Raw genomic sequence first — 18675 nt, forward strand, 5'->3', positions numbered from 1 at the left:
AGATGCCACTTATGAGCACGACACGCCGCAGAATCGCGTCATAAGTGGCATGCCGCGGCGAGGGTCAGAGGCCGAGGGCGCGGCGGACGCGGGCGGCCGTCGCCTCGGGGTGGTCGACGAGGCCGGAGAGGCGCACGCGGATGTGGCGGTAACCGAGCGCCTGGATCGCCTCGCTGCGCGCGATGTCCCGCTCGTACTGCCGCGTGTCCGTCCGGTGCTGATCGCCGTCGTACTCGACGACGACCCACTGATTCGGATAGAGCAGATCCACCCGCGCGACGAAGACACCGTCCGCGTCGTACAGCTCGACGTTGAGCTCCGGCTCGGGCAGCCCCGCGCGGATCAGCAGCAGCCGGAGGAGCGTCTCCTTCGGCGACTCGGAGCCGACCCGGACGAATCCGACCGCCTCCCGAGCGCGCCGGCCGCCCCGCCCGCGATAGCGTGCCGCTCTCGCCGCGAGGATCTCGAGATCGACGCGGAGGCCGCGGCGACCGAGCTCCTCGTCGGGCCGCACGAGAGCATCGCCGAGGACGACCAGCTCGTCGAGCGATCGCGAGTCGGCGAGATGGCAGAAGGTCGAGGCGGGATCCGTCACCGGATGGCCCGCGTCGACGACGGTCACCGCCTCGTCCCAGAGATGGTGCGACTTCACGCCGACCCGACGGGCGGCGCGCATCGGCGGCGTGACCGACACGTGCAGCGGAGTGGTCTCCGTCGCCCGCCGATCGGGCAGCTGGAGGAGATGAGCGGCGGTGACATGCGAGAAGAACTCGCCCGGCCGCATCACCGCGGCGAACGCCGCGATCCTCTCGCCGTATGTCACCGGCTCGATCGCGGCACGAGCACCCCGGAAGACGCCGACCGGGTACTCCGCCACCAGCCGATGGCGCGCGAGCTCGCTCGTCGACGCGTTCACGATCCGGGTCTCTGTGTCGTCCTGCATGCGAGGACCCTGCCGTACGTCGCGCTCCCCCGCGCGCGTTGTCCACAGCCCCCTCCCGCGAGATGCCACTTATGAGCACGACACGCCGAGGAATCACCTCATAAGTGGCATCTCGCGGAGGGCGGCAGGGCTGGGGAGGAGGGTCAGGACTCGCGGGCGTGGGTGTCGAGGAAGGCGTAGACCTCGGCGTCGTCGATGCCGGGGAAGGTGCCGGAGGGCAGCGGGGCGAGGACGTGCGCGTGCAGGCGGGCGCTGGGCCAGGCGTTGCCGTCCCAGCGCTGGGCGAGCTCGGCGGGGGCGCGGCGGCAGCAGGACTCGTCGGGGCAGCGGGACTGCTCGCGGCGGTCGGTGTCGCGGCCTCGGAAGAAGCGCGCCTCGGCGAAGGGGACGCCGACGGTGATCGAGAACTCCTCCGTGGCGGTGGTGCCGGTCTGCGAGGCCGACCAGAAGGTGCCGGCCGGCGTGTCCACGTATTGGTAGTACTCCGTCGTGCGGTTCGTGCGGCTGAACGCCGAGCGCGCCGACCAGTAGCGGCAGACGACCTGCCCCTCCACCGCACCGGTCACGTCGGTCGGCAGCGGCAGGCCGTCGTTCTCGTAGGCCTTCTGGATCGAGCCGTCGCCGAGCACGCGGAGGAAGTGCATCCGGATGTCGAGATGCGAGGTCAGCAGGTTGGTGAAGCGCAGCGCCGCCGCCTCGTGGGTGACGCCGAAGCCGTCGCGGAAGTCCTCGACCGAGATGTCCCGCTCGCGCTTCGCCTCCTCCAGGAACGCCACGGCCGGCTCCAGCGGCATCAGGCAGGCCGCAGCGAAGTAGTTGATCTCGAGCCGCTGCCGGAGGAAGTCGGCGTAGGTGACCGGGCGCTCGTGGCCGAGCAGCCGGTGCGCCATCGCCTGCAGGGCGAGCGCCCGCAGCCCGTGCCCGCCGGGGATCGAGGCGGGCGGCAGGTAGATCCGCCCGTTCGCGAGGTCGATCACCGAGCGGGCCGAGTGCGGCAGATCGCCGACGTGGATGATCTCGAAGCCGAGGTGCCGCGCCATCTTCGAGACCGAGCTGTGGGTCAGCGCGCCTCCGCGGTGCCCGACCGTGCGGAGCATCTCGCCGGCGACCGCCTCGATCTCGGGCAGGTACGCGTTGCGCTCGCGCAGCTGCAGCCGCTGGGCGGTATTGGCGCGCCGCGCCTCCTCCGGTGTCGCGCTGGCCTCGCTCTTGCGGCGCGCCAGCTCGCGGTAGACGCCGAGGAACGCCTCGAGGACGGGCGTGGTCAGGCTCTTGTTGACCTTGAACTCCGGCAGCCCGAGCGAGCGGTAGAGCGACCCCTTCTGCACCCGCGCCAGCTCGATCTCGAGGGCGGCGCGCTCGCTCGGCGGCTCGTCGGAGAGCAGCGCGGCGAGCTCGACGCCCAGCGCCGTGGCGAGCGCCTGCATCAGCGAGAGCCGCGGCTCCCTGCGTCCGGTCTCGATCAGGGAGAGCTGGCTGCCCGAGACGCCCACGCGCTCGGCGAGCTGCCCGAGGGTCAGCCCGCGGCGGGTCCGGAAGTGCCGGATGCGCTGCCCGAGCAGGGCGGCATCGGTCCCGGCGGAGGGGCCGGCGGCGGGGGCGGTGGTGTCGGTCACGGCGAGCTCCAGCGATCGGTTATGACGGCGGCGCAAAAACCGCGGTTCTTGACGGTTAAGGCCTCGCAAATACCCCTCGATCCTCCTCCATCCTGGCTTCAGGCGCCAGAGAGCGCCCCTCGCACCGTCGGATCACGACCGCCACGAGGACCGACTCCCCACCCCGTCGACGACGACTGCACTGAAAGCGGAGCCAGCATGAGCATCTACAGCAACACCCTCCTCCTCGAGACGACCACCATGACCGCGCCGATCCCGGTCGCCGCGCCGGTCGTGCCGCCCGCCCCGCTGGCCCTGCGCCGCTGGGTGCGCGAGACGGCCGCGATCCTCCAGCCCGACGCCATCGAGTGGTGCGACGGCTCCCCCGCCGAGTGGTACCGCCTCACCGCCCGGATGGTCGAGGAGGGGAAGCTGATCGCTCTGAACCCGGAGTGGCGGCCCGGCTCGTTCCTCGCCCGCACGGACCCCGACGATGTCGCCCGCGTCGAGGACCGCACCTTCCTCTGCACGACGAACGAGTCCGACGCCGGCCCCACGAACAACTGGCGCGAGCCCTCCGCGATGAAGGCCGAGCTCGCGCCCTTCTTCGCGGGCTCGATGCGCGGCCGGACGCTGTACGTCGTCCCGTTCTCGATGGGCCCGGTCGGCGGCCCGCTCTCGCAGCTCGGCGTGCAGCTGACCGACTCCGCCTACGCCGTGCTCAACATGCGGATCATGGCCCGTGTCGGCGCCGAGCCGCTCGCCGCCTTCACCGAGGAGACCGCCTTCGTCCGCGGTGTGCACTCGGTCGGCTTCCCGCTCCGCGACGTCGACGGCGCGACCCGCGACGACGTCGCCTGGCCCTGCAATGCGACGAAGTACATCACGCAGTTCCCCGAGACGCGCGAGATCTGGTCGTTCGGCTCCGGCTACGGCGGCAACGCCCTGCTGGCCAAGAAGTGCTTCGCGCTGCGGATCGCCTCGGCGATGGGCCGCGAGGAGGGCTGGCTCGCGGAGCACATGCTCCTGATCCGGATCGTCTCGCCCGAGGGCCGCAGCTACCACGTGGCCGCCGCCTTCCCGAGCGCCTGCGGCAAGACCAACCTCGCGATGCTGCAGCCGACGATCCCCGGCTGGCGCGTCGAGACGCTCGGCGACGACATCACCTGGATGAAGAAGGGCGAGGACGGGCGCCTCTGGGCGATGAACCCCGAGACCGGCTTCTTCGGCGTCGCGCCCGGCACCGGGCAGAGCAGCAACCCGAACGCCGTGCACACCCTCTGGGGCAACACGATCTTCACCAACGTCGCGCTCCGCGAGGACGGCGACGTCTGGTGGGAGGGCCTCACCGACGAGGTGCCCGAGCGCCTCACCGACTGGCGCGGCGAGCCGTGGACGCCCGCCTCCGGGACTCCGGCCGCGCATCCGAACGCGCGCTTCACCGCGCCGGCCCAGCAGTGCCCGACCCTCTCGCGGGAGTGGGACGCCTTCGAGGGTGTGCCGCTGGACGCGATCGTCTTCGGCGGGCGCAGGGCGAGCAACGTGCCGCTCGTCACCCAGGCCACTTCGTGGCAGCACGGCGTCTTCCTCGGTGCGACCATCGCCTCCGAGAAGACGGCCGCCGCGGAGGGGACGGTCGGCGAGCTGCGGCGCGACCCGTTCGCGATGCTGCCCTTCTGCGGCTACAACATGGCCGACTACTTCGCGCACTGGCTCGCGATCGGCGCGGACCTCGGCGAGAAGGCGCCCGCGATCTTCCAGGTCAACTGGTTCCGCAAGGGCGCCGACGGCTCCTTCCTCTGGCCCGGCTTCGGCGACAACGCCCGGGTCCTGCAGTGGCTCATCCGGCGGATCGAGGGGCTCGCGGAGTCGCGGCCCAGCGCGATCGGCGACCTCCCACTGTCGATCAATACGCACGGGCTCAACCTCACGGCCGCCGCGAAGGAGGAGCTGTTCTCGGTGCCGGTGGAGGCGTGGCTCGACGAGTGCGCCCTGACGGAGGCGTTCTTCGCCCGCTTCGGCGACCGCCTGCCGCCCGAGCTGACCGCCGAGCTCCGGGCGCTGCGGCTCCGGCTGCTCGCCGAGGAGCTGCCGGCCGCCCACGCGGCCTGACCCCGATCCCGCCGGCCCCGCGCCGGCGCCCCCTGTGGCCCGCGGAGGGGAACCATCCCCTTCTTCGCATCCCCCTCCGCGGGTCCACTCCCCCTCTGCTGATCGAGCAGCCCCGCCCGGAGGGAAGGCCATGCTGATCGAGTAGCCCCGCAGGGGCGTATCGAGATCCACCACCGCCGAACACGTCGGTCTCGATACGCCGCTGACGCGGCTACTCGACCAGCATGTGGAGATCCCCCACCCACCGCACGACCAGACGGGCACCATGGACGACCGCATCACCCTCCGCTTCCTCGCCGCGCCGCAGGACGCGACCGCCGACGGCCGGAGCGCCCAGGCCGGCCGCGTGCTCGAGTGGATCGACAAGGCCGGCTACGCCTGCGCGGTCGGCTGGAGCGGCGGCTACTGCGTGACCGCGTACGTCGGCAACGTGCACTTCACCCGGCCGATCGCCGTCGGCAATCTGATCGAGGCGACCGCGCAGGTCATCCACACCGGCCGGACGAGCATGCACGTGCTGGTGCGCGTCGCCCAGGCCGATCCGCGCACCGGGCGCTACGAGGCGGCGACGCACTGCCTCCTGATCTTCGTCGCGGTCGACGAGGAGAAGCGCCCGCGCCCGGTCCCGGAGTGGACCCCGCGCACGATCGAGGACCTCGCCCTGGCCGAGGGCGCCGCCGCCCGCATCGACGGCCGGCGCGCGCTGCACGAGGTGATGCGCGCGCAGGAGTACACGGAGGCGGGGACCGGCCCGCGGATCGTCTTCCGCTTCCTCGCCGCGCCCGGCGACGTCAACTGGGGCGGCAACGCGCACGGCGGCATCGTGATGCGCTGGATCGACGAGGCCGCGAACGCCGTCGCGCAGGGCTGGAGCGGCCGCGACGCGGTCGCCGTCTACTCCGGCGGCATCCACTTCTACCGGCCGGTGCGGATCGGGCACCTCGTCGAGGTGGAGGCGCGGCTGATCCACACCGGGCCGCGCTCGATGCACCTCGCGATCCACGTCCGCTCCGGCGACCCGCGGACCGGCGAGCTCGAGCTGACGACGCAGTGCATGAGCGTCTTCGTGGTGCGTGGCGACGACGGAGCGGCCGAGGCGGTGCCGGCGCTCGAGCCGCGGAGCGACGAGGACCGCCGGCTGGACGAGCACGCGCGCGAGCTGATCCGGCTGCGCGCCGAGCTGCCGGCGCTGCCGGTCGGCATCGCGGCGACGCACGCCTGACCGGTCCGCGCCCCCGGGTCGCTAGGGTCGGAGCGTGAAGATCCTCGTCGTCAACGGCCCGAACCTGAACCTCCTCGGCACCCGCGAGCCCGCGGTCTACGGCTCCGACACGCTCGCGGATGCGGAGGCGCTCGCCGCCCGCGCGGCGGAGCGGCTCGGCCTCGAGATCGAGTTCGTCCAGAGCAACTCGGAGGGCGCGATCATCGACCGCCTGCACGAGGCGCGCGGCACGGCCGCCGGCCTGCTGCTCAACGTCGGCGCCTACACCCACACCTCGATCGCGATCCGCGACGCCGTCCTCGCCACCGAGCTGCCGCTGGTCGAGGTGCACGTGAGCAATGTGCACCGGCGCGAGGAGTTCCGGCGGCACTCCTACCTGTCGGACATCGCTATCGCCGTGATCGTCGGCGCGGGGATCGCGGGCTACGGTTACGCGGTCGACGTCCTCGCGCGGACCCTGGGGGCGACGGCGCCGGACGCGTAGCTCCGGGGCGACTCGCCGGGGCGTAGCGTCGGGGGCATGACGCCCTCCGACGCGACACCTTCCGCCTCTCCCGCCGAGCTCGGCCGCTCGTTCGGCTCGGCCGTCGACGCCTACGACCGCGGGCGCCCGGGCTACCCGGACGACGCGGTGGACTGGCTCGTCGGGCACGCGCCCGCCCGAGTGGCCGGGGCCTTCGTGCCCGAGCGCGCGCGGGCGGCCGGCGCGGACGCCTCCGACCAGGTGCGCGCTGTGGACCTCGGGGCCGGCACCGGGAAGTTGACCGCCTCGCTGGTGGCGCGCGGACTCGACGTGACCGCCGTGGAGCCGGACACGGCGATGCTCGAGCGGCTGACGGCGCAGCTGCCGTCGGTCCGGGCGCTGGCGGGGACCGCCGAGGCGATCCCTCTGCCGGACGCGTCCGTCGAGCTGGTCACCGCGGCGCAGTCCTGGCACTGGGTCGACCCCGAGCGCGCGAGCGCCGAGGTCGCGCGCGTGCTGGTCCCCGGCGGCGTGCTCGCGCTGGTCTGGAACATCCGCGACGAGTCGGTGCCGTGGGTGCGGCGCCTCGGCGAGGTCGCAGGCTCCTCGGCCGCCGAGCGCTTCGAGACGGTGGGGCCGCCGCTCGGCTCCGCGCTGCAGCGCGTCGCCTACGCCGAGTTCGACTGGGCCTACGAGCTCGACCGGCCGGCGCTGCTCGACATGTTCGCCTCGCGCAGCTACGTCATCGCGATGCCCGAGGAGGAGCGCGCCGCGGTCCTCGCCGCCGTCGGTGAGGTCGTCGACGCGCTGCCCGGCGACCGCGTCGCCATGCCCTACGCGACCCGCGTCACCATCGCCCGCCGCGCCTCGTAACAGTTCGATCCATGCTGGTCGAGTAGCCGCGCCAGCGGCGTATCGAGACCCACGTCTGCAGAACGGTGGATCTCGATACGCCCCTCCGGGGCTACTCGATCAGCATGGAACGGCCGCCTCGCGGGGCGAATCATGCTGGTCGAGTAGCCGCGCCAGCGGCGTATCGAGACCCACGTCTGCAGAACGGTGGATCTCGATACGCCCTCGGAGAGGGCTACTCGATCAGCAGGGAACGCGGCGCGTCGAGACCCCCGCGTCAGACCTCGTTCGGGTCGCCGCCGACGCGGCCGGCGCGCTCGAGCGCGGTGATCGCGTCGCGCTCGTCGGACGTCAGCTCGAAGCCGAAGACGTCGATGTTCTCCACGATTCGCGCCTTCGTCGAGGACTTCGGGAAGACGATGTGCCCGCGGTCGAGGTGCCAGCGCAGCACGACCTGCGCAGGCGTGACCCCGTGCGCCTCGGCCGCGCCGGTGATCACCGGCAGCTCGAGCAGCGGGTACTTGTTCTGCCCGAGCGGCCCCCACGCCTCCGTCGCGATGCCGTGCTGCGCGCCGAACGCGGTCACCGTCGGCTGCTGGTGGTACGGGTGCAGCTCGATCTGGTTGACCGCGGGGACGACCTCGGCCGCGGCGAGCAGCCGCTCCAGGTGCGGCACCAGGAAGTTCGAGACGCCGATCGAGCGGGTGCGGCCGGCGGCCTGCAGCTCCTGCATCGCCTCCCAGCTCTCGACGTAGCGGTCCTGCTTGGGCTTGGGCCAGTGGATGAGGTAGAGATCGACGGCGTCGAGGCCGAGCTTCTCGAGGCTGGCGTCGAGCGCCCCGGCCGCCGTGTCGCGGCCCTGGTCGTCGTTCCACAGCTTCGTGGTCACGTAGAGCTCGTCGCGCGCGATCCCGGAGGAGGCGAGCGCCCGCCCGACGCCTTCCTCGTTGCCGTAGATCGCGGCGGTGTCGATGTGCCGGTAGCCGGCCTCGAGCGCCTCGGAGACGATGCGCTCCGTCTCGGCGGGGTCGACCTGGAAGACGCCGAACCCGAGCTGCGGGATGCTCGTGCCGTCGTTGAGGGTGAGGGTGGGGATGCTGGTCATCCCTCTACCCTGCCAGCGGCCCCCGACACCGGACACCGGGTTGCGCCCGGCGACCGGCGTCGGCGCGGGCGACTACCCTCGAAGGGCGCTCGCGAGGGCGCACCGATTCCGAGGAGGACCGCACGTGAGCATCATCGCCGCCGCAGACGGATCAGCGCTGGGCAACCCCGGCCCCGCGGGCTGGGCCTGGTACGTCGACGACGAGCGCTGGGCGGCCGGCGGCTGGTCGCACGGCACCAACAACATCGGCGAGCTCACCGCGGTCCTCGAGCTGCTCCGCGCCACCGCGCAGGAGAGCGAGCCCGTGCACATCCTCTGCGACAGCCAGTACGCCATCAAGGCCTGCACCGAGTGGCTGCCGGGCTGGAAGCGGAAGGGCTGGCGGAAGGCCGACGGCAAGCCGGTGATGAACGTCGAGATCATCAAGGCGCTCGACGAGGAGCTGCAGGGCCGCGCCGTCACCTTCGAGTGGGTGAAGGGACACGCCAATCACCGGATGAACGAGGCCGCGGACGTGCGCGCCCGCGCCGCCGCCACCGCCTACCAGCGCCGCACGGCCGTCGACGCCGGCCCGGGCTGGCCGGGAGCGGCTCCCGCCGTGACCGCCGCCGTCGACACCGAGGACGCCCCCGCCACGCTGTTCTGACCCGACGCGCCGCGCTCAGGGCAGCCGCAGCATCCCGGTCGCGACGAGCTCGCGGACCCGTGGCAGGACGGAGTCGAGCACGGCGGCCTCCTCCACGTGCAGGAGCGAGGCCACCGCGGCCGTGATCGCGGCCACCGACAGCTCGCCGTCGCAGGCCCCGACGACCGCGGCGAGAGCCGTGTCGGCCTCCTCCACCCGGGCGAAGCCGCCGCCCTGCCGCAGCCGGAGCACGGTCGGGTCGTCGTTGCCCGGCCAGTAGTGCCGCTCCTCGGTCACGTCGCCGGCGACGACGAGCGCCTGCCGCGCGAGGTCGGCGTCGTCGAGCACCGACAGCGCGTCGAGCGCGTCGAGGCAGTGCGCGAGGTGCCCGCCCAGCCCCGCGGTCGCGAACGCCGCATCGAGCCGCTCGAGACGCCGGATCGGCGGCCGGGGCGAGGCGGGGAGCCGCAGGGTCACGTAGCCGAAGCCGACGCCGGTCACGCCGCGCCGCTCGAAGTCCTCGAGCCAGGCGTCGACGAGCGCGTCGGACTCCGCACCGCGGGTGGTCCCGCCGTCGCGGATCCAGGTCTCGGCGTAGATCGCCGGGTCCTGCTGCTCGCGCTCCACGATCCAGACGTCGAGAGGCGAGGCGGTGCCGTCCATCCAGGCGGCGAGCCCGGCGTGCCCGGGTTCGAGGGCCTGCTCGAGCGGGCTGCGGCCGTCGGCGAGCCAGGCGCGGACCCGGTCGAACGCGTCCGCGTCGGCCCGGTACTCCCAGTTGCCGAGCAGCTGCGCGACACCGCCCGGCACCAGGTGCTCGGCGGCGCCGACGATCACGCGGCGGACGATCTCGTCGCCCTCGAGGCCGCCGTCGCGGTACTCGTAGGCGGGGACGCCCGCGGTCCGCGGCGTGATCACGAACGGCGGGTTGGTGACGATCTGATCGAACCGCTCCCCCGCGACCGGCTCGTAGAGGCTGCCGTGCCGGAACTCGATCGAGTCGATGCCGTTCAGCGCCGCGTTGAAGGCGGCGATGGCGAGCGCGCGGTGCGAGACGTCGGTCGCGACCACGCGGTCGGCGTGCCGGGAGGCGTGCAGCGCCTGGATCCCGCAGCCGGTGCCGAGGTCGAGCAGGCTGCCGACCGGCCGCTGGATCATCAGCCCGGCGAGGGTGAGGCTCGCGCCGCCGACGCCGAGCACGTGGTCCTCGTCGAGCGGCCGGCCGAGCGCGAGCTCGCCGAGATCGGAGGCGATCCACCAGGAGGCGGCGCCGTGCAGGTCGACGAGGTCGTAGGGCCGCAGGTCGAGCGCGGCGGTGACCACCGCTCCGGCCTCGGAGCGCACGAGCTCCAGCTCCAGGGCGCCGTCGAGGCCGAGCGACGGGAACGCCGCCTCCGCCTGCTCGGTCGGGACGGGGTCGGCGAGGAGGAACAGCCGGGCCAGCGTGGCCAGCGGACCGTGATCGCCGCTGCGCTCGAGCGCCCGCCGCGCCGGGACCCGGTCGCCGCGGTGCAGCGCCTCGCCCGCGGCCTCGCCCCACAGCTCGCGGACGGCGTCGACGCGGTAGCGGGCACGGGAGAGGTCGTCGCCGAGGAGCGCGATGCGGGCTCGGTCGAGCTGGTCTGCTGGCTGCACCGCTCCATCCTCGTGCACACTTCGGCCCCGGACGGCGCGGCCGCCCCGCACAACATCAGCTGAGAGCGGGGTGCCTCGCCCGTCAGCCGAGGCCGGTCACTCTCAGCTGATGTTCTGCGCGCAATACGATCGACTCATGCCCCTCACCGGAGAATACGAACCGAGCACGTCCGCCTGGGCCCGCGAGCAGGCGGAGCTCTACGAGGCCACCGGCGGCGCGGAGGGCAACCTCCTCCGCGGCAAGCCGATCATCGTCCTGACCACGGTCGGAGCCCGCAGCGGCAAGCTGCGCAAGACCGCGCTGATGCGCGTCGAGCACGACGGCTCCTACGTCGTCGTCGCCTCGAAGGGCGGCGCCCCCGAGCACCCGGTCTGGTACCTGAACATGGTCAAGGAGCCGCACGTCGAGCTGCAGGACGGCCCGGTGAAGAAGGACTACACCGCGAGCGTCCTCGAGGGCGACGAGCGCGCCGCCTGGTGGGAGCGGGCGGTCGCGGCCTGGCCCGACTACGCCGAGTACCAGACCAAGACCGACCGGCAGATCCCGCTGGTGCTGCTCACGCCCTGGTCCTGACCCGGCCGGCCGTCACTCCGGAGCGACGACGGTCGTCTCCGGAGTGACGTCGTCCGTCTCCGGAGGCTCGTCCTCCGGCTCCACCCGTGCCGCGATGAGCGCCAGCACCCGCGGGTGCGACAGCAGCACGAAGTGCCCCACCACCGACACCGCGATGTTCTCGCGGGCCCCGGCGAGGCGACTCCCGCCCGGGATGTACTGGTCGCGCATCCCGTAGATCGAGACGATGCGCCGGTCGGCGTCGCGCTCGGCCAGCAGCGTCCGGATCACGGGGCGGTGCGGGCCGAACTCGCGCAGCGCCCGGGCCGGCGCGATGCGGGCGAGCGGTGAGCCGTTGAACGGCGTCGAGACGGCGATCATCCGGTCGATCCGGCCCTCGTCGCGGTCGTCGACGACCATCATGTGCTTGCCGATCAGGCCGCCCTTGCTGTGCGCGACGACGACGACCCCGCGCAGGTCGTGCTCGCGCAGGTACTCCTGCCCGAGCGCGGCCGACGCGACGATCGGCCGGGTGTTGTAGCCGAGCGCGGGCAGCACGTGGATGGGATGCCCGGCCGCGTGCAGCCGGTCGGCGATCGGCCGCAGGAACTGCCAGGTCTCGTAGATCCCGGGGATAAGCAGGACGGGCGCGCCGTCGCCCGAGGCGTAGCGCGAGACGTCCCAGCCCTCGCGCAGGTGCGTGAACCGCGATCCGTAGGCGTAGCGGTAGTCGCGCAGATAGGCCGCGCGCAGCGACGCGGACGAGCGCCGCGGGCGCCCCCGCTCAGGCGCCGGCATAGGCCGCTTCGAGGGCGGCGACGTCGAGCTTCGTCATCCCGAGCATCGCCTGCAGCGCCCTTGCCGCGCCCTCCGCGTCGGAGCCGCCGAGCACGGTCGCGAGCGCGGTCGGCACGATCTGCCAGGAGAGCCCCCACCGGTCGCGGAGCCAGCCGCAGCGGCTCTCCTCGCCGCCGTCGGCGATCAGCGCGTCCCAGAGCCGGTCGACCTCGGCCTGGTCCTCGACCGAGACCTCGATCGAGACCGCCTCCGTGAACGGGAAGCGCGGGCCGGCGTTCATCGCCCGGAAGAGCTGCCCGTCGAGCTCGAAGGTCACGACGGTGACGGTGCCCGGCGAGGGCGAGCCCTCGGGCAGCACCTCCGTGCTCAGGATCCGCGAGTTCGGCACGAGCTCGGTGTAGAACTCGGCCGCCTCCCTCGCCTGGTCGTCGAACCACAGGAACGTGCTGACTGCACCCATGCCGGCCTCCTCGTCGATCCCCAGTGTGCCCCGTCGCGGGCCGGCAGGGTCAGAGCGGATTCACGCCGAAGGCGGTCGCGAGCTTGTCGATCTTCTTCGCCCGGCCCAGGCGCGGCAGGTCGCTGCCGTCGCGGATGACGCGGCCGCGGGCCTCGAAGTCGTCGAGGAAGTCGCGCGCCCAGGCCACGTCGGACGGGGTCGGGCTGATGACCTCGTTGATGACCGCGAGCTGCTCGGTGTCGAGGCAGAGCTTGCCGGTGAGGCCGAGCGAGACGGTGAGCGCGGACTGCTCGCGCAGCACCGGGTGGCTGTTGGAGACGGTCGGGCCGTCGATCGGGCCGGGCAGGTCGCCGATGCGCGAGGCGACGACGAGGCGCGAGCGCGGGTACGCCATCGCCAGGTCGTCGGCGCTGGTGCCGGTGTCGCGGCGGTAGTCGCCGCTGCCGAAGGCGAGGCGGAAGGTGCCGCGGGCGCGGGCGATCGAGACCGCCTCCTCGATGCCGAGGGCCGACTCGACCAGCGCGAGCACCGGGGTCGCGCCGCCGAGGCGGTCGAAGGTCTCCGTGACGTGCTCGCCGGCCTCGGTCTTGGCGAGCATGACGCCGGCCAGGCCGGGCAGGCCCTTCAGCGCGTCGACGTCGTCCGACCAGAACGGGGTGGAGTGGTCGTTGATGCGCACCCAGGCGCGCTTCTCGCCACTGAGCCAGGCGGCGACGTCGGCGCGGGCCTCGGGCTTGGCCTTCGGGTCGACCGCGTCCTCGATGTCGAGGACGACCTGGTCGGCACGCGAGGCGTGCGCGGCGTCGAAGGTGTCGGTGCGGGTCGCGTTGACGAGCAGCCAGGAGCGGGCGATCTCGGGGGCGACGTCGCGCCCCTTGCGCTTCGGGCCGGCCTCGGCGGAGGGGGTGGAGGTGGTGGGCAGCGTCACGTGAGCAGGTCCTTCCGGTGGCGCGGTCTTCGCACCGCGAGCCCCGCCGCGCAGCGACGGTGCCGGGGTCCAGGGTAACGGCTCGGCGCGGAGGGGACGCGTCAGCGCCGCTCCCAGAGGGTGATCGTCGCGGTCGGCACGGTCGAGGCGGGGCCGGCCTCGAAGCCCTCCGCCGCAAGCCAGTCGAAGGCCGCCGGGTCGGAGGCGGGAGCCGCGGTCCAGACGCGCTGCTCGCCCGCGAGGGCGGCATGCAGCGCCGCGTCCTCGAGCAGGACGTCGGAGTAGGTGCCCGTCGTGGCGTACGAGCGCTGGAGGGCGACGTCGTCGAGCCCGGCGAAGGCCGAGGGGTAGGCGGCGAGGGCGATCCGCGGCCGCAGCGACACGGTCCCGCTGTCGCCGAGGAGGAACGCGTCGCCCGGGCGCGCGCCGGCCTGGATCGTCTGCGCGAGGGCGCGGAGGTCCTGTCCGGCCGGCTTGCCGGTCTCCGTCCGCATCAGGACGAGCGCCGGCAGCGCCGCGACGGCGAGGGCACCGACGAGGACGCCCGCCGTCACCGGCCGCCAGGAGGCGAGGGCCAGCCCCAGCGCCATCGCCAGCGCGGGCGAGCTGAGGCTGAGGTAGCGCGGGGTGAACATCGGCTCGATCAGCGCGGTGCCCAGGAGCAGGACGGCCGCGGGCAGGAGCAGCCAGACGGCCAGCACGAGGACGAGCGGCGGGTGGACCGTCCCCGCCACGGTCGCGCGCGACCGCACCGCCCGCGACCGGACCGCCGCGACGGCCAGCAGCCCCACGGCGAGCGCCGCCAGCCACCACGCCGAGCCGAAGAACGACTCGACGACCACCGTGTAGGCGTTGACCGGCTGCGAGCGGAGCCAGCCGATCTGCCCGCTCTGCCCCGCCGCCGTGAGGATGACCGGGCTCGCGACGCCGACCGACAGCACCGCGCCGAGCACGCCGGCCCCGAGCGCCCTGCCACGCCGAGGCCCGACGGCCGCCGCGAGCAGCGCGAAGGCCGGCAGCACGAGCACGCAGTAGAGGAAGACGGCGTTCGCGAGCCCCGCCACCGCGACGAACGCGACCCAGCGCAGCACTCCGCCGTCCCGCGCCGCTCGGACCACCAGCACCGCCGCCCACACGACCAGCGCGGTCGCGAGCGCGGAGGAGCGCGCCTCCGTCCCGTTGAAGGACGTCCGGGGCAGCAGCACGAACACGATCGCGGCGAGCAGCGCGGCCCGCGGTCGGCCGAGCGCGCGCAGCAGCACGAACACGCCCGCCGCGCCGGCCCCCGCCGCGAGGGCGGACGGCGCCCGCACCGCGAGCTCCGACTCCCCCGCGACCGCGATCCAGCCGTGCATCAGCAGCGCGTAGACGACGTGCACGGCGTCCTTCTGCTGCGCGAAGGCGAGCAGCTCGGGCAGCGAGAGCCGCGCGAGGCGCAGGGTCGCGGCCTCGTCGTTCCAGTAGGAGGGGATCCAGGAGCCGAGGAGGGTCAGGAGGGTCGCGACGACGAGCACGGCGCCCGCCGGGATCGACTCCGCCCCGACCCCTCGGGCCCTGATCCCCCACCGCACCGTCCCACCGTAGGGGCGGTCGGCGTCGCTCAGAGCCCGGCGTGCTCCGCGAGGCCGGCCGAGAACGCGGCCTGGCCCGCGTGCTGGGTGTCGTCGTCGATCACCGAGACGAGCCGGACCGCGAGGGTCACCGGCGGGTCCCAGTCCTCGTCGACCACGCGGGCGAGGTCGGCGTCCTCGAGGGTGTCGAGGTAGGCGAGCGTCTGCTCGTGCACGGCGTCGTAGTACTCCGCGAGCAGCTCAGCCGGCACCGCGGCGAGTGCCGCGACCTCGGCCGGCTCCATCCCGTAGCCGTTCGTCTCCGCCGCGAACGGCAGGCCGGAGCGCTCGTGGAAGCCGCCGGAGATCCAGATCTGCTCGCGGTCGGCGAGCGGGGCGAGGTGGTCGTCCTGCACCCGGGTCAGGTGCCAGACGAGCCAGGCGGCGGAGTTGGCCTGCGCGTCGGCGCGGAAGCCGAGCCGCTCGGGGGTGCTGTCGTCCAGAACGGCGTGCACGGTCCCGTGCACCCGGTCGAAGGCGTCGCGGAGGAGGTCGATCGCTGCAGTCATCCCGCCAGTCTGCTCGCCCCGCCCATGTCGCGTCACCCCCTGCGGAGTGCTCGGAGGATCCCCGGAGGCGGGTGCCGGATACTCGCAGCGTGACCTCCGGAACCTCGAACCTGGCGATGAAGCCGTGGCTGACCTCCTACGCGGAGGGCGTCCCGGCCGAGATCGACCCGCCCACGCAGACCCTCGTCGATCTGCTCGAGGACTCGGTGGCCCGCTACAAGCGCGGCATCGCGCTCGAGTTCTTTGGCGCCGAGACGAGCTACGCCGAGCTCGGCGAGAAGGTCGCCCGGGCCGCGGAGGGGCTGCGCCGCCTCGGCGTGCGCGCCGGCGACCGCGTCGCCCTGGTGCTGCCGAACTGCCCCGAGCACGTGATCGCGTTCTACGCGGTGCTGCGGCTCGGCGCGATCGTCGTCGAGCACAACCCGCTCTACACCCCGCGCGAGCTGCGCCGGCAGTTCGAGGACCACGGCGCCCGCGTCGCGGTGGTCTGGAACAAGACCGCCGACGTCATCGCCGCGCTGCCCGCCGACCTCGGCGTCGAGCGCGTCGTCTCGGTCGACCTCACCGCGTCCTTCCCGCTCGGCAAGCGGCTCGCGCTGAGGCTGCCTCTGGCGAAGGCGCGGGAGGCGCGCGCCAAGCTGACCACGAGCCCGCGCACCCGCTCGCTGATCCCCTTCGATCGCCTCCTCAGCGGCCGCCGGATCGCCCGCTCGCACCCGCGCCCGGCGCTCGCCGACACCGCGCTGCTCCAGTACACGAGCGGCACCACCGGCACGCCGAAGGGCGCGATCCTCTCGCACGCCAACCTCCGCGCGAACGCGCTGCAGGGCCAGGCATGGGTTCCCGGGCTCCGCGAGGGCGACGAGACCTTCTACGCGGTCCTCCCCCTCTTCCACGCCTACGGGCTCACGCTCTGCCTGACCTTCGCGATCAGCATCGGCGCCAAGGTCGTGCTCTTCCCCACCTTCGACGTCGGACTGGTCAAGGTCGCCGCGAAGAAGTCGCCGCCCACCTTCCTGCCCGCCGTGCCGCCGGTCTACGACGCGCTGGCCCGCGCCTCCGAGCGCGGTGAGCTCGGCCTGCGCGGCATCCGCTTCGCGATCTCGGGAGCGATGAGCCTGCCCGTCGCGACCGTCGACCGCTGGGAGCGCGCGAGCCGCGGACTCCTCGTCGAGGGCTACGGGATGACCGAGAGCTCGCCCGTCGCCCTCGGCAACCCGGTCGGCCCCAGCCGCCGGCCGGGCACCGTCGGCGTGCCGTTCCCGAGCACCCGGATCCGCCTGGTCGACCCCGCGGACCCCTCCGTCGACCGCGGCCCCGGCGAGTCCGGCGAGCTGCTGCTGCAGGGCCCGCAGGTGTTCCAGGGCTACTGGAAGCGCCCCGAGGACACCGCGGCGACGCTGCTGCCCGACGGCTGGCTGCGCACCGGCGACATCGCCACCGTCTCGGCGGACGGCTTCGTCACGATCGTCGACCGGGCGAAGGAGCTGATCATCACCGGCGGCTTCAACGTCTCGCCCTCCGAGGTGGAGGGCGTGCTCGAGTCGCACCCGGACGTCGTGCGCGCCGCGGTCGTCGGCCTGCCCCGCGCGGAGGGCGGCGAGAGCGTCGCCGCCGCCGTCGTGCTGCGTGCCGGGACGGTCGTCGAGGCCGAGGCGCTGCGCGACTTCTGCCGCCTGCACCTGACGGCCTACAAGGTGCCGAAGCGGGTGGTGACCGTCGACGCGCTGCCGACCTCGCTGATCGGCAAGGTGCTGCGCCGCGAGGTGCGCGAGACGCTGCTGGGCTGAGCCGGCCGGCTCGCCCCACCGCCCGATGAGGGCCCCTCCACAGCTCGACCCCGCCCGATGAAGGAGAACGACATGACGCGATTCGTGCAGTACACCGAGAACGGCGGCCCCGAGGTGCTCGAGGTCGTCGAGGCGCCCGAGCCCGAGGCCCCCGAGGGCGGCGTCGTCGTCGCGATCCGCGCGGCCGGCGTGAACCCGATCGAGTGGAAGATGCGCTCCGGCATCCGCCCCGGCCCGCCCTTCCCCCGCCGCCTCGGCTCGGACGGCGCCGGTGTCGTCTCCGCCGTCGGTGCGGGCGTCTCCGGCTGGAGCGTCGGCGACGAGGTGATCGTGAGCAGCGCGGTCGGGACCTACGGCGAGTCCGTCGTCGTCGCGCCCGAGAACCTCGACCGCAAGCCCGCGGGCCTCGGCTACGAGGAGGCCGCAGCGCTCGGCGTCCCGATCAGCACGGCCTACCAGGCGGTCGTCTCGCTCGGTGTGGCGGAGGGCTCGGTCTTCCTCGTGCACGCGGGCGCGGGCGCCGTCGGCCAGGCTGCCGTGCAGTTCGCGGTGGAGCGCGGCGCACGGGTGATCGCGACGGCGAGCCCGGCCAACCACGAGCGGCTGCGCGAGCTCGGCGCGGAGCCCGTCGCCTACGGTCCCGGCCTCGAGGAGCGCCTGCGCGCGGCGGCTCCCGGCGGAGTGGACCGCGTGCTCGACGCGGCGGGCACCGACGAGGCGCTCGCCGCCTCCCTCGCCCTGGTCAGCGACCCGCAGCACGTCGGCACCGTCGTCGTCGGCGCGCGGGCGGCCGAGCTGGGCATCCGCGCCTGGATGGGCGGCAGCCCCGTCCCGCTGACCGACGAGGAGAAGGCACTGCGCCGCGAGGGAATCCCCCACGCCGCGCAGCTCGCCGCCGACGGCCGCTTCTCGATCGAGCTCGGCCCGCGCTTCGCCCTCGACGACGTCGCCGACGCCCACCGCCTCAGCGAGGACGGCCACACCCGCGGCAAGATCCTCCTCGTCCCCTGACCCACCGCCGCTGTTCGAGTACCCCGCGCACCACATGCTGATCGAGCGACCCGCGCACCTCATGCTGATCGAGTAGCCAGCGCACCTCATGCTGATCGAGATACCCGCGCACCTCATGCCGATCGAGTAGCCCGCGCAGCGGGCGTATCGAGCGGAGGGGGCGCCTTCGGCGCCAGCGCAGGGCGGGGAAGAGACCGTCGTGCATGCGGTGGTGGGTCTCGATACGCCCCTGCGGGGCTACTCGACCAGCATGTCTGCGGGCGTCTCTTCCAAGTAGATCCACCCAAGTCAGAAGCCGAGTCTGCAGACCCGCCCTGCTGGTCACGGCGGGTCTCGATACGCCCCTGCGGGGCTACTCGACCAGCAAGAGTGCAGTCGCCTCTGTCAGGGGCGACTCGCCCCAGGATGCTGCTGCATGCTGATCGAGTAGCCCGCGCAGCGGGCGTATCGAGATCCACCCGCCG

At 73.5% G+C, this 18675-nt stretch carries 17 protein-coding genes; 8 read left to right on the top strand and 9 right to left on the bottom strand.

The features are described 5' to 3' along the window. Positions 1-64 precede the first annotated feature (64 nt). Entirely contained in the window at positions 65-943 is an 879-nt protein-coding gene (locus tag EDF35_RS00910; protein ID WP_133960479.1) for a DUF559 domain-containing protein, read from the bottom strand. Positions 944-1086: 143 nt separating this feature from the next. Beyond that, positions 1087-2559, bottom strand: coding sequence for an XRE family transcriptional regulator (locus EDF35_RS00915; RefSeq protein WP_133960480.1), 1473 nt, complete (start codon positions 2557-2559; stop codon positions 1087-1089). A gap of 240 nt (positions 2560-2799) precedes the next feature. Here EDF35_RS00915 and EDF35_RS00920 point away from each other — a divergent pair, with 240 nt between their 5' ends. The 4 genes from EDF35_RS00920 to EDF35_RS00935 all read left to right on the top strand — a co-directional run bounded on the left by EDF35_RS00920 (position 2800) and on the right by EDF35_RS00935 (position 7208). Further along, positions 2800-4650: a phosphoenolpyruvate carboxykinase (GTP) gene (locus tag EDF35_RS00920; protein ID WP_133961439.1), complete on the top strand. Its 1851-nt coding sequence runs from the start codon at positions 2800-2802 to the stop codon at positions 4648-4650. Between the two features lie 265 nt (positions 4651-4915). Continuing rightward, on the top strand, positions 4916-5872 hold the full coding sequence (locus tag EDF35_RS00925; RefSeq protein WP_133960481.1) for a hotdog domain-containing protein: 957 nt from the start codon (positions 4916-4918) through the stop codon (positions 5870-5872). Between the two features lie 34 nt (positions 5873-5906). Further along, positions 5907-6356: a type II 3-dehydroquinate dehydratase gene (aroQ, locus tag EDF35_RS00930; RefSeq protein ID WP_133960482.1), complete on the top strand. Its 450-nt coding sequence runs from the start codon at positions 5907-5909 to the stop codon at positions 6354-6356. Positions 6357-6392: 36 nt separating this feature from the next. Next, the gene (locus tag EDF35_RS00935) at positions 6393-7208 is read left to right on the top strand and encodes a class I SAM-dependent methyltransferase (RefSeq protein WP_133960483.1); all 816 of its coding nucleotides are present in this window, start codon (positions 6393-6395) and stop codon (positions 7206-7208) included. Positions 7209-7464: 256 nt separating this feature from the next. Here EDF35_RS00935 and EDF35_RS00940 read toward each other — a convergent pair whose 3' ends face one another. Beyond that, positions 7465-8292 (bottom strand): aldo/keto reductase, encoded by an 828-nt coding sequence (locus EDF35_RS00940; protein WP_133960484.1) that lies wholly within the window; start codon positions 8290-8292, stop codon positions 7465-7467. Positions 8293-8416: 124 nt separating this feature from the next. On the opposite strand from EDF35_RS00940, the gene EDF35_RS00945 reads away from it, so the two are divergent. Further along, on the top strand, positions 8417-8938 hold the full coding sequence (locus EDF35_RS00945) for a ribonuclease H (RefSeq protein ID WP_133960485.1): 522 nt from the start codon (positions 8417-8419) through the stop codon (positions 8936-8938). 15 nt (positions 8939-8953) lie between these two features. On the opposite strand, the gene EDF35_RS00950 is transcribed toward EDF35_RS00945, so the two are convergent. Further along, positions 8954-10552, bottom strand: coding sequence for a methyltransferase (locus tag EDF35_RS00950; protein ID WP_133960486.1), 1599 nt, complete (start codon positions 10550-10552; stop codon positions 8954-8956). Between the two features lie 136 nt (positions 10553-10688). On the opposite strand from EDF35_RS00950, the gene EDF35_RS00955 reads away from it, so the two are divergent. Further along, on the top strand, positions 10689-11126 hold the full coding sequence (locus EDF35_RS00955) for a nitroreductase family deazaflavin-dependent oxidoreductase (protein WP_123445252.1): 438 nt from the start codon (positions 10689-10691) through the stop codon (positions 11124-11126). Positions 11127-11138: 12 nt separating this feature from the next. Here EDF35_RS00955 and EDF35_RS00960 read toward each other — a convergent pair whose 3' ends face one another. The 5 genes from EDF35_RS00960 to EDF35_RS00980 form a co-directional block, all read right to left on the bottom strand. Next, positions 11139-11903, bottom strand: coding sequence for an alpha/beta hydrolase (locus tag EDF35_RS00960; protein WP_133960487.1), 765 nt, complete (start codon positions 11901-11903; stop codon positions 11139-11141). Further along, positions 11890-12363 carry a VOC family protein gene (locus EDF35_RS00965; protein ID WP_123445250.1) on the bottom strand — a complete coding sequence of 158 codons (474 nt, stop codon included), beginning with the start codon at positions 12361-12363 and terminating at the stop codon, positions 11890-11892. The genes EDF35_RS00960 and EDF35_RS00965 overlap by 14 nt, the downstream gene beginning before the upstream one ends. A 49-nt stretch (positions 12364-12412) precedes the next feature. Continuing rightward, entirely contained in the window at positions 12413-13291 is an 879-nt protein-coding gene (locus EDF35_RS00970; RefSeq protein WP_243839804.1) for a CoA ester lyase, read from the bottom strand. 101 nt (positions 13292-13392) lie between these two features. Beyond that, positions 13393-14862 carry a glycosyltransferase family 39 protein gene (locus tag EDF35_RS00975; protein WP_133960488.1) on the bottom strand — a complete coding sequence of 490 codons (1470 nt, stop codon included), beginning with the start codon at positions 14860-14862 and terminating at the stop codon, positions 13393-13395. A gap of 29 nt (positions 14863-14891) precedes the next feature. After that, the gene (locus tag EDF35_RS00980) at positions 14892-15410 is read right to left on the bottom strand and encodes a DUF664 domain-containing protein (RefSeq protein WP_133960489.1); all 519 of its coding nucleotides are present in this window, start codon (positions 15408-15410) and stop codon (positions 14892-14894) included. A gap of 89 nt (positions 15411-15499) precedes the next feature. Between EDF35_RS00980 and EDF35_RS00985 the strand changes: the two genes are divergently transcribed. Both EDF35_RS00985 and EDF35_RS00990 read left to right on the top strand, forming a co-directional pair. After that, positions 15500-17200: a long-chain-fatty-acid--CoA ligase gene (locus EDF35_RS00985; protein ID WP_279587511.1), complete on the top strand. Its 1701-nt coding sequence runs from the start codon at positions 15500-15502 to the stop codon at positions 17198-17200. A gap of 72 nt (positions 17201-17272) precedes the next feature. Continuing rightward, complete coding sequence (locus tag EDF35_RS00990; RefSeq protein WP_133960490.1) at positions 17273-18211, top strand: NADP-dependent oxidoreductase; 939 nt, start codon at positions 17273-17275, stop codon at positions 18209-18211. Positions 18212-18675: the final 464 nt, after the last annotated feature.

The organism is Rathayibacter sp. PhB151 (genome assembly GCF_004366415.1).
Lineage (GTDB): Bacteria > Actinomycetota > Actinomycetes > Actinomycetales > Microbacteriaceae > Rathayibacter > Rathayibacter festucae.

Coding starts and splice junctions, on each gene's coding strand:
- EDF35_RS00910 (WP_133960479.1), bottom strand. CDS start 943: ATGCAGGACGACACAGAGACCCGGATCGTGAACGCGTCGACGAGCGAG.
- EDF35_RS00920 (WP_133961439.1), top strand. CDS start 2,800: ATGACCGCGCCGATCCCGGTCGCCGCGCCGGTCGTGCCGCCCGCCCCG.
- EDF35_RS00925 (WP_133960481.1), top strand. CDS start 4,916: ATGGACGACCGCATCACCCTCCGCTTCCTCGCCGCGCCGCAGGACGCG.
- EDF35_RS00935 (WP_133960483.1), top strand. CDS start 6,393: ATGACGCCCTCCGACGCGACACCTTCCGCCTCTCCCGCCGAGCTCGGC.
- EDF35_RS00940 (WP_133960484.1), bottom strand. CDS start 8,292: ATGACCAGCATCCCCACCCTCACCCTCAACGACGGCACGAGCATCCCG.
- EDF35_RS00955 (WP_123445252.1), top strand. CDS start 10,689: ATGCCCCTCACCGGAGAATACGAACCGAGCACGTCCGCCTGGGCCCGC.
- EDF35_RS00960 (WP_133960487.1), bottom strand. CDS start 11,903: ATGCCGGCGCCTGAGCGGGGGCGCCCGCGGCGCTCGTCCGCGTCGCTG.
- EDF35_RS00965 (WP_123445250.1), bottom strand. CDS start 12,363: ATGGGTGCAGTCAGCACGTTCCTGTGGTTCGACGACCAGGCGAGGGAG.
- EDF35_RS00980 (WP_133960489.1), bottom strand. CDS start 15,410: ATGACTGCAGCGATCGACCTCCTCCGCGACGCCTTCGACCGGGTGCAC.
- EDF35_RS00990 (WP_133960490.1), top strand. CDS start 17,273: ATGACGCGATTCGTGCAGTACACCGAGAACGGCGGCCCCGAGGTGCTC.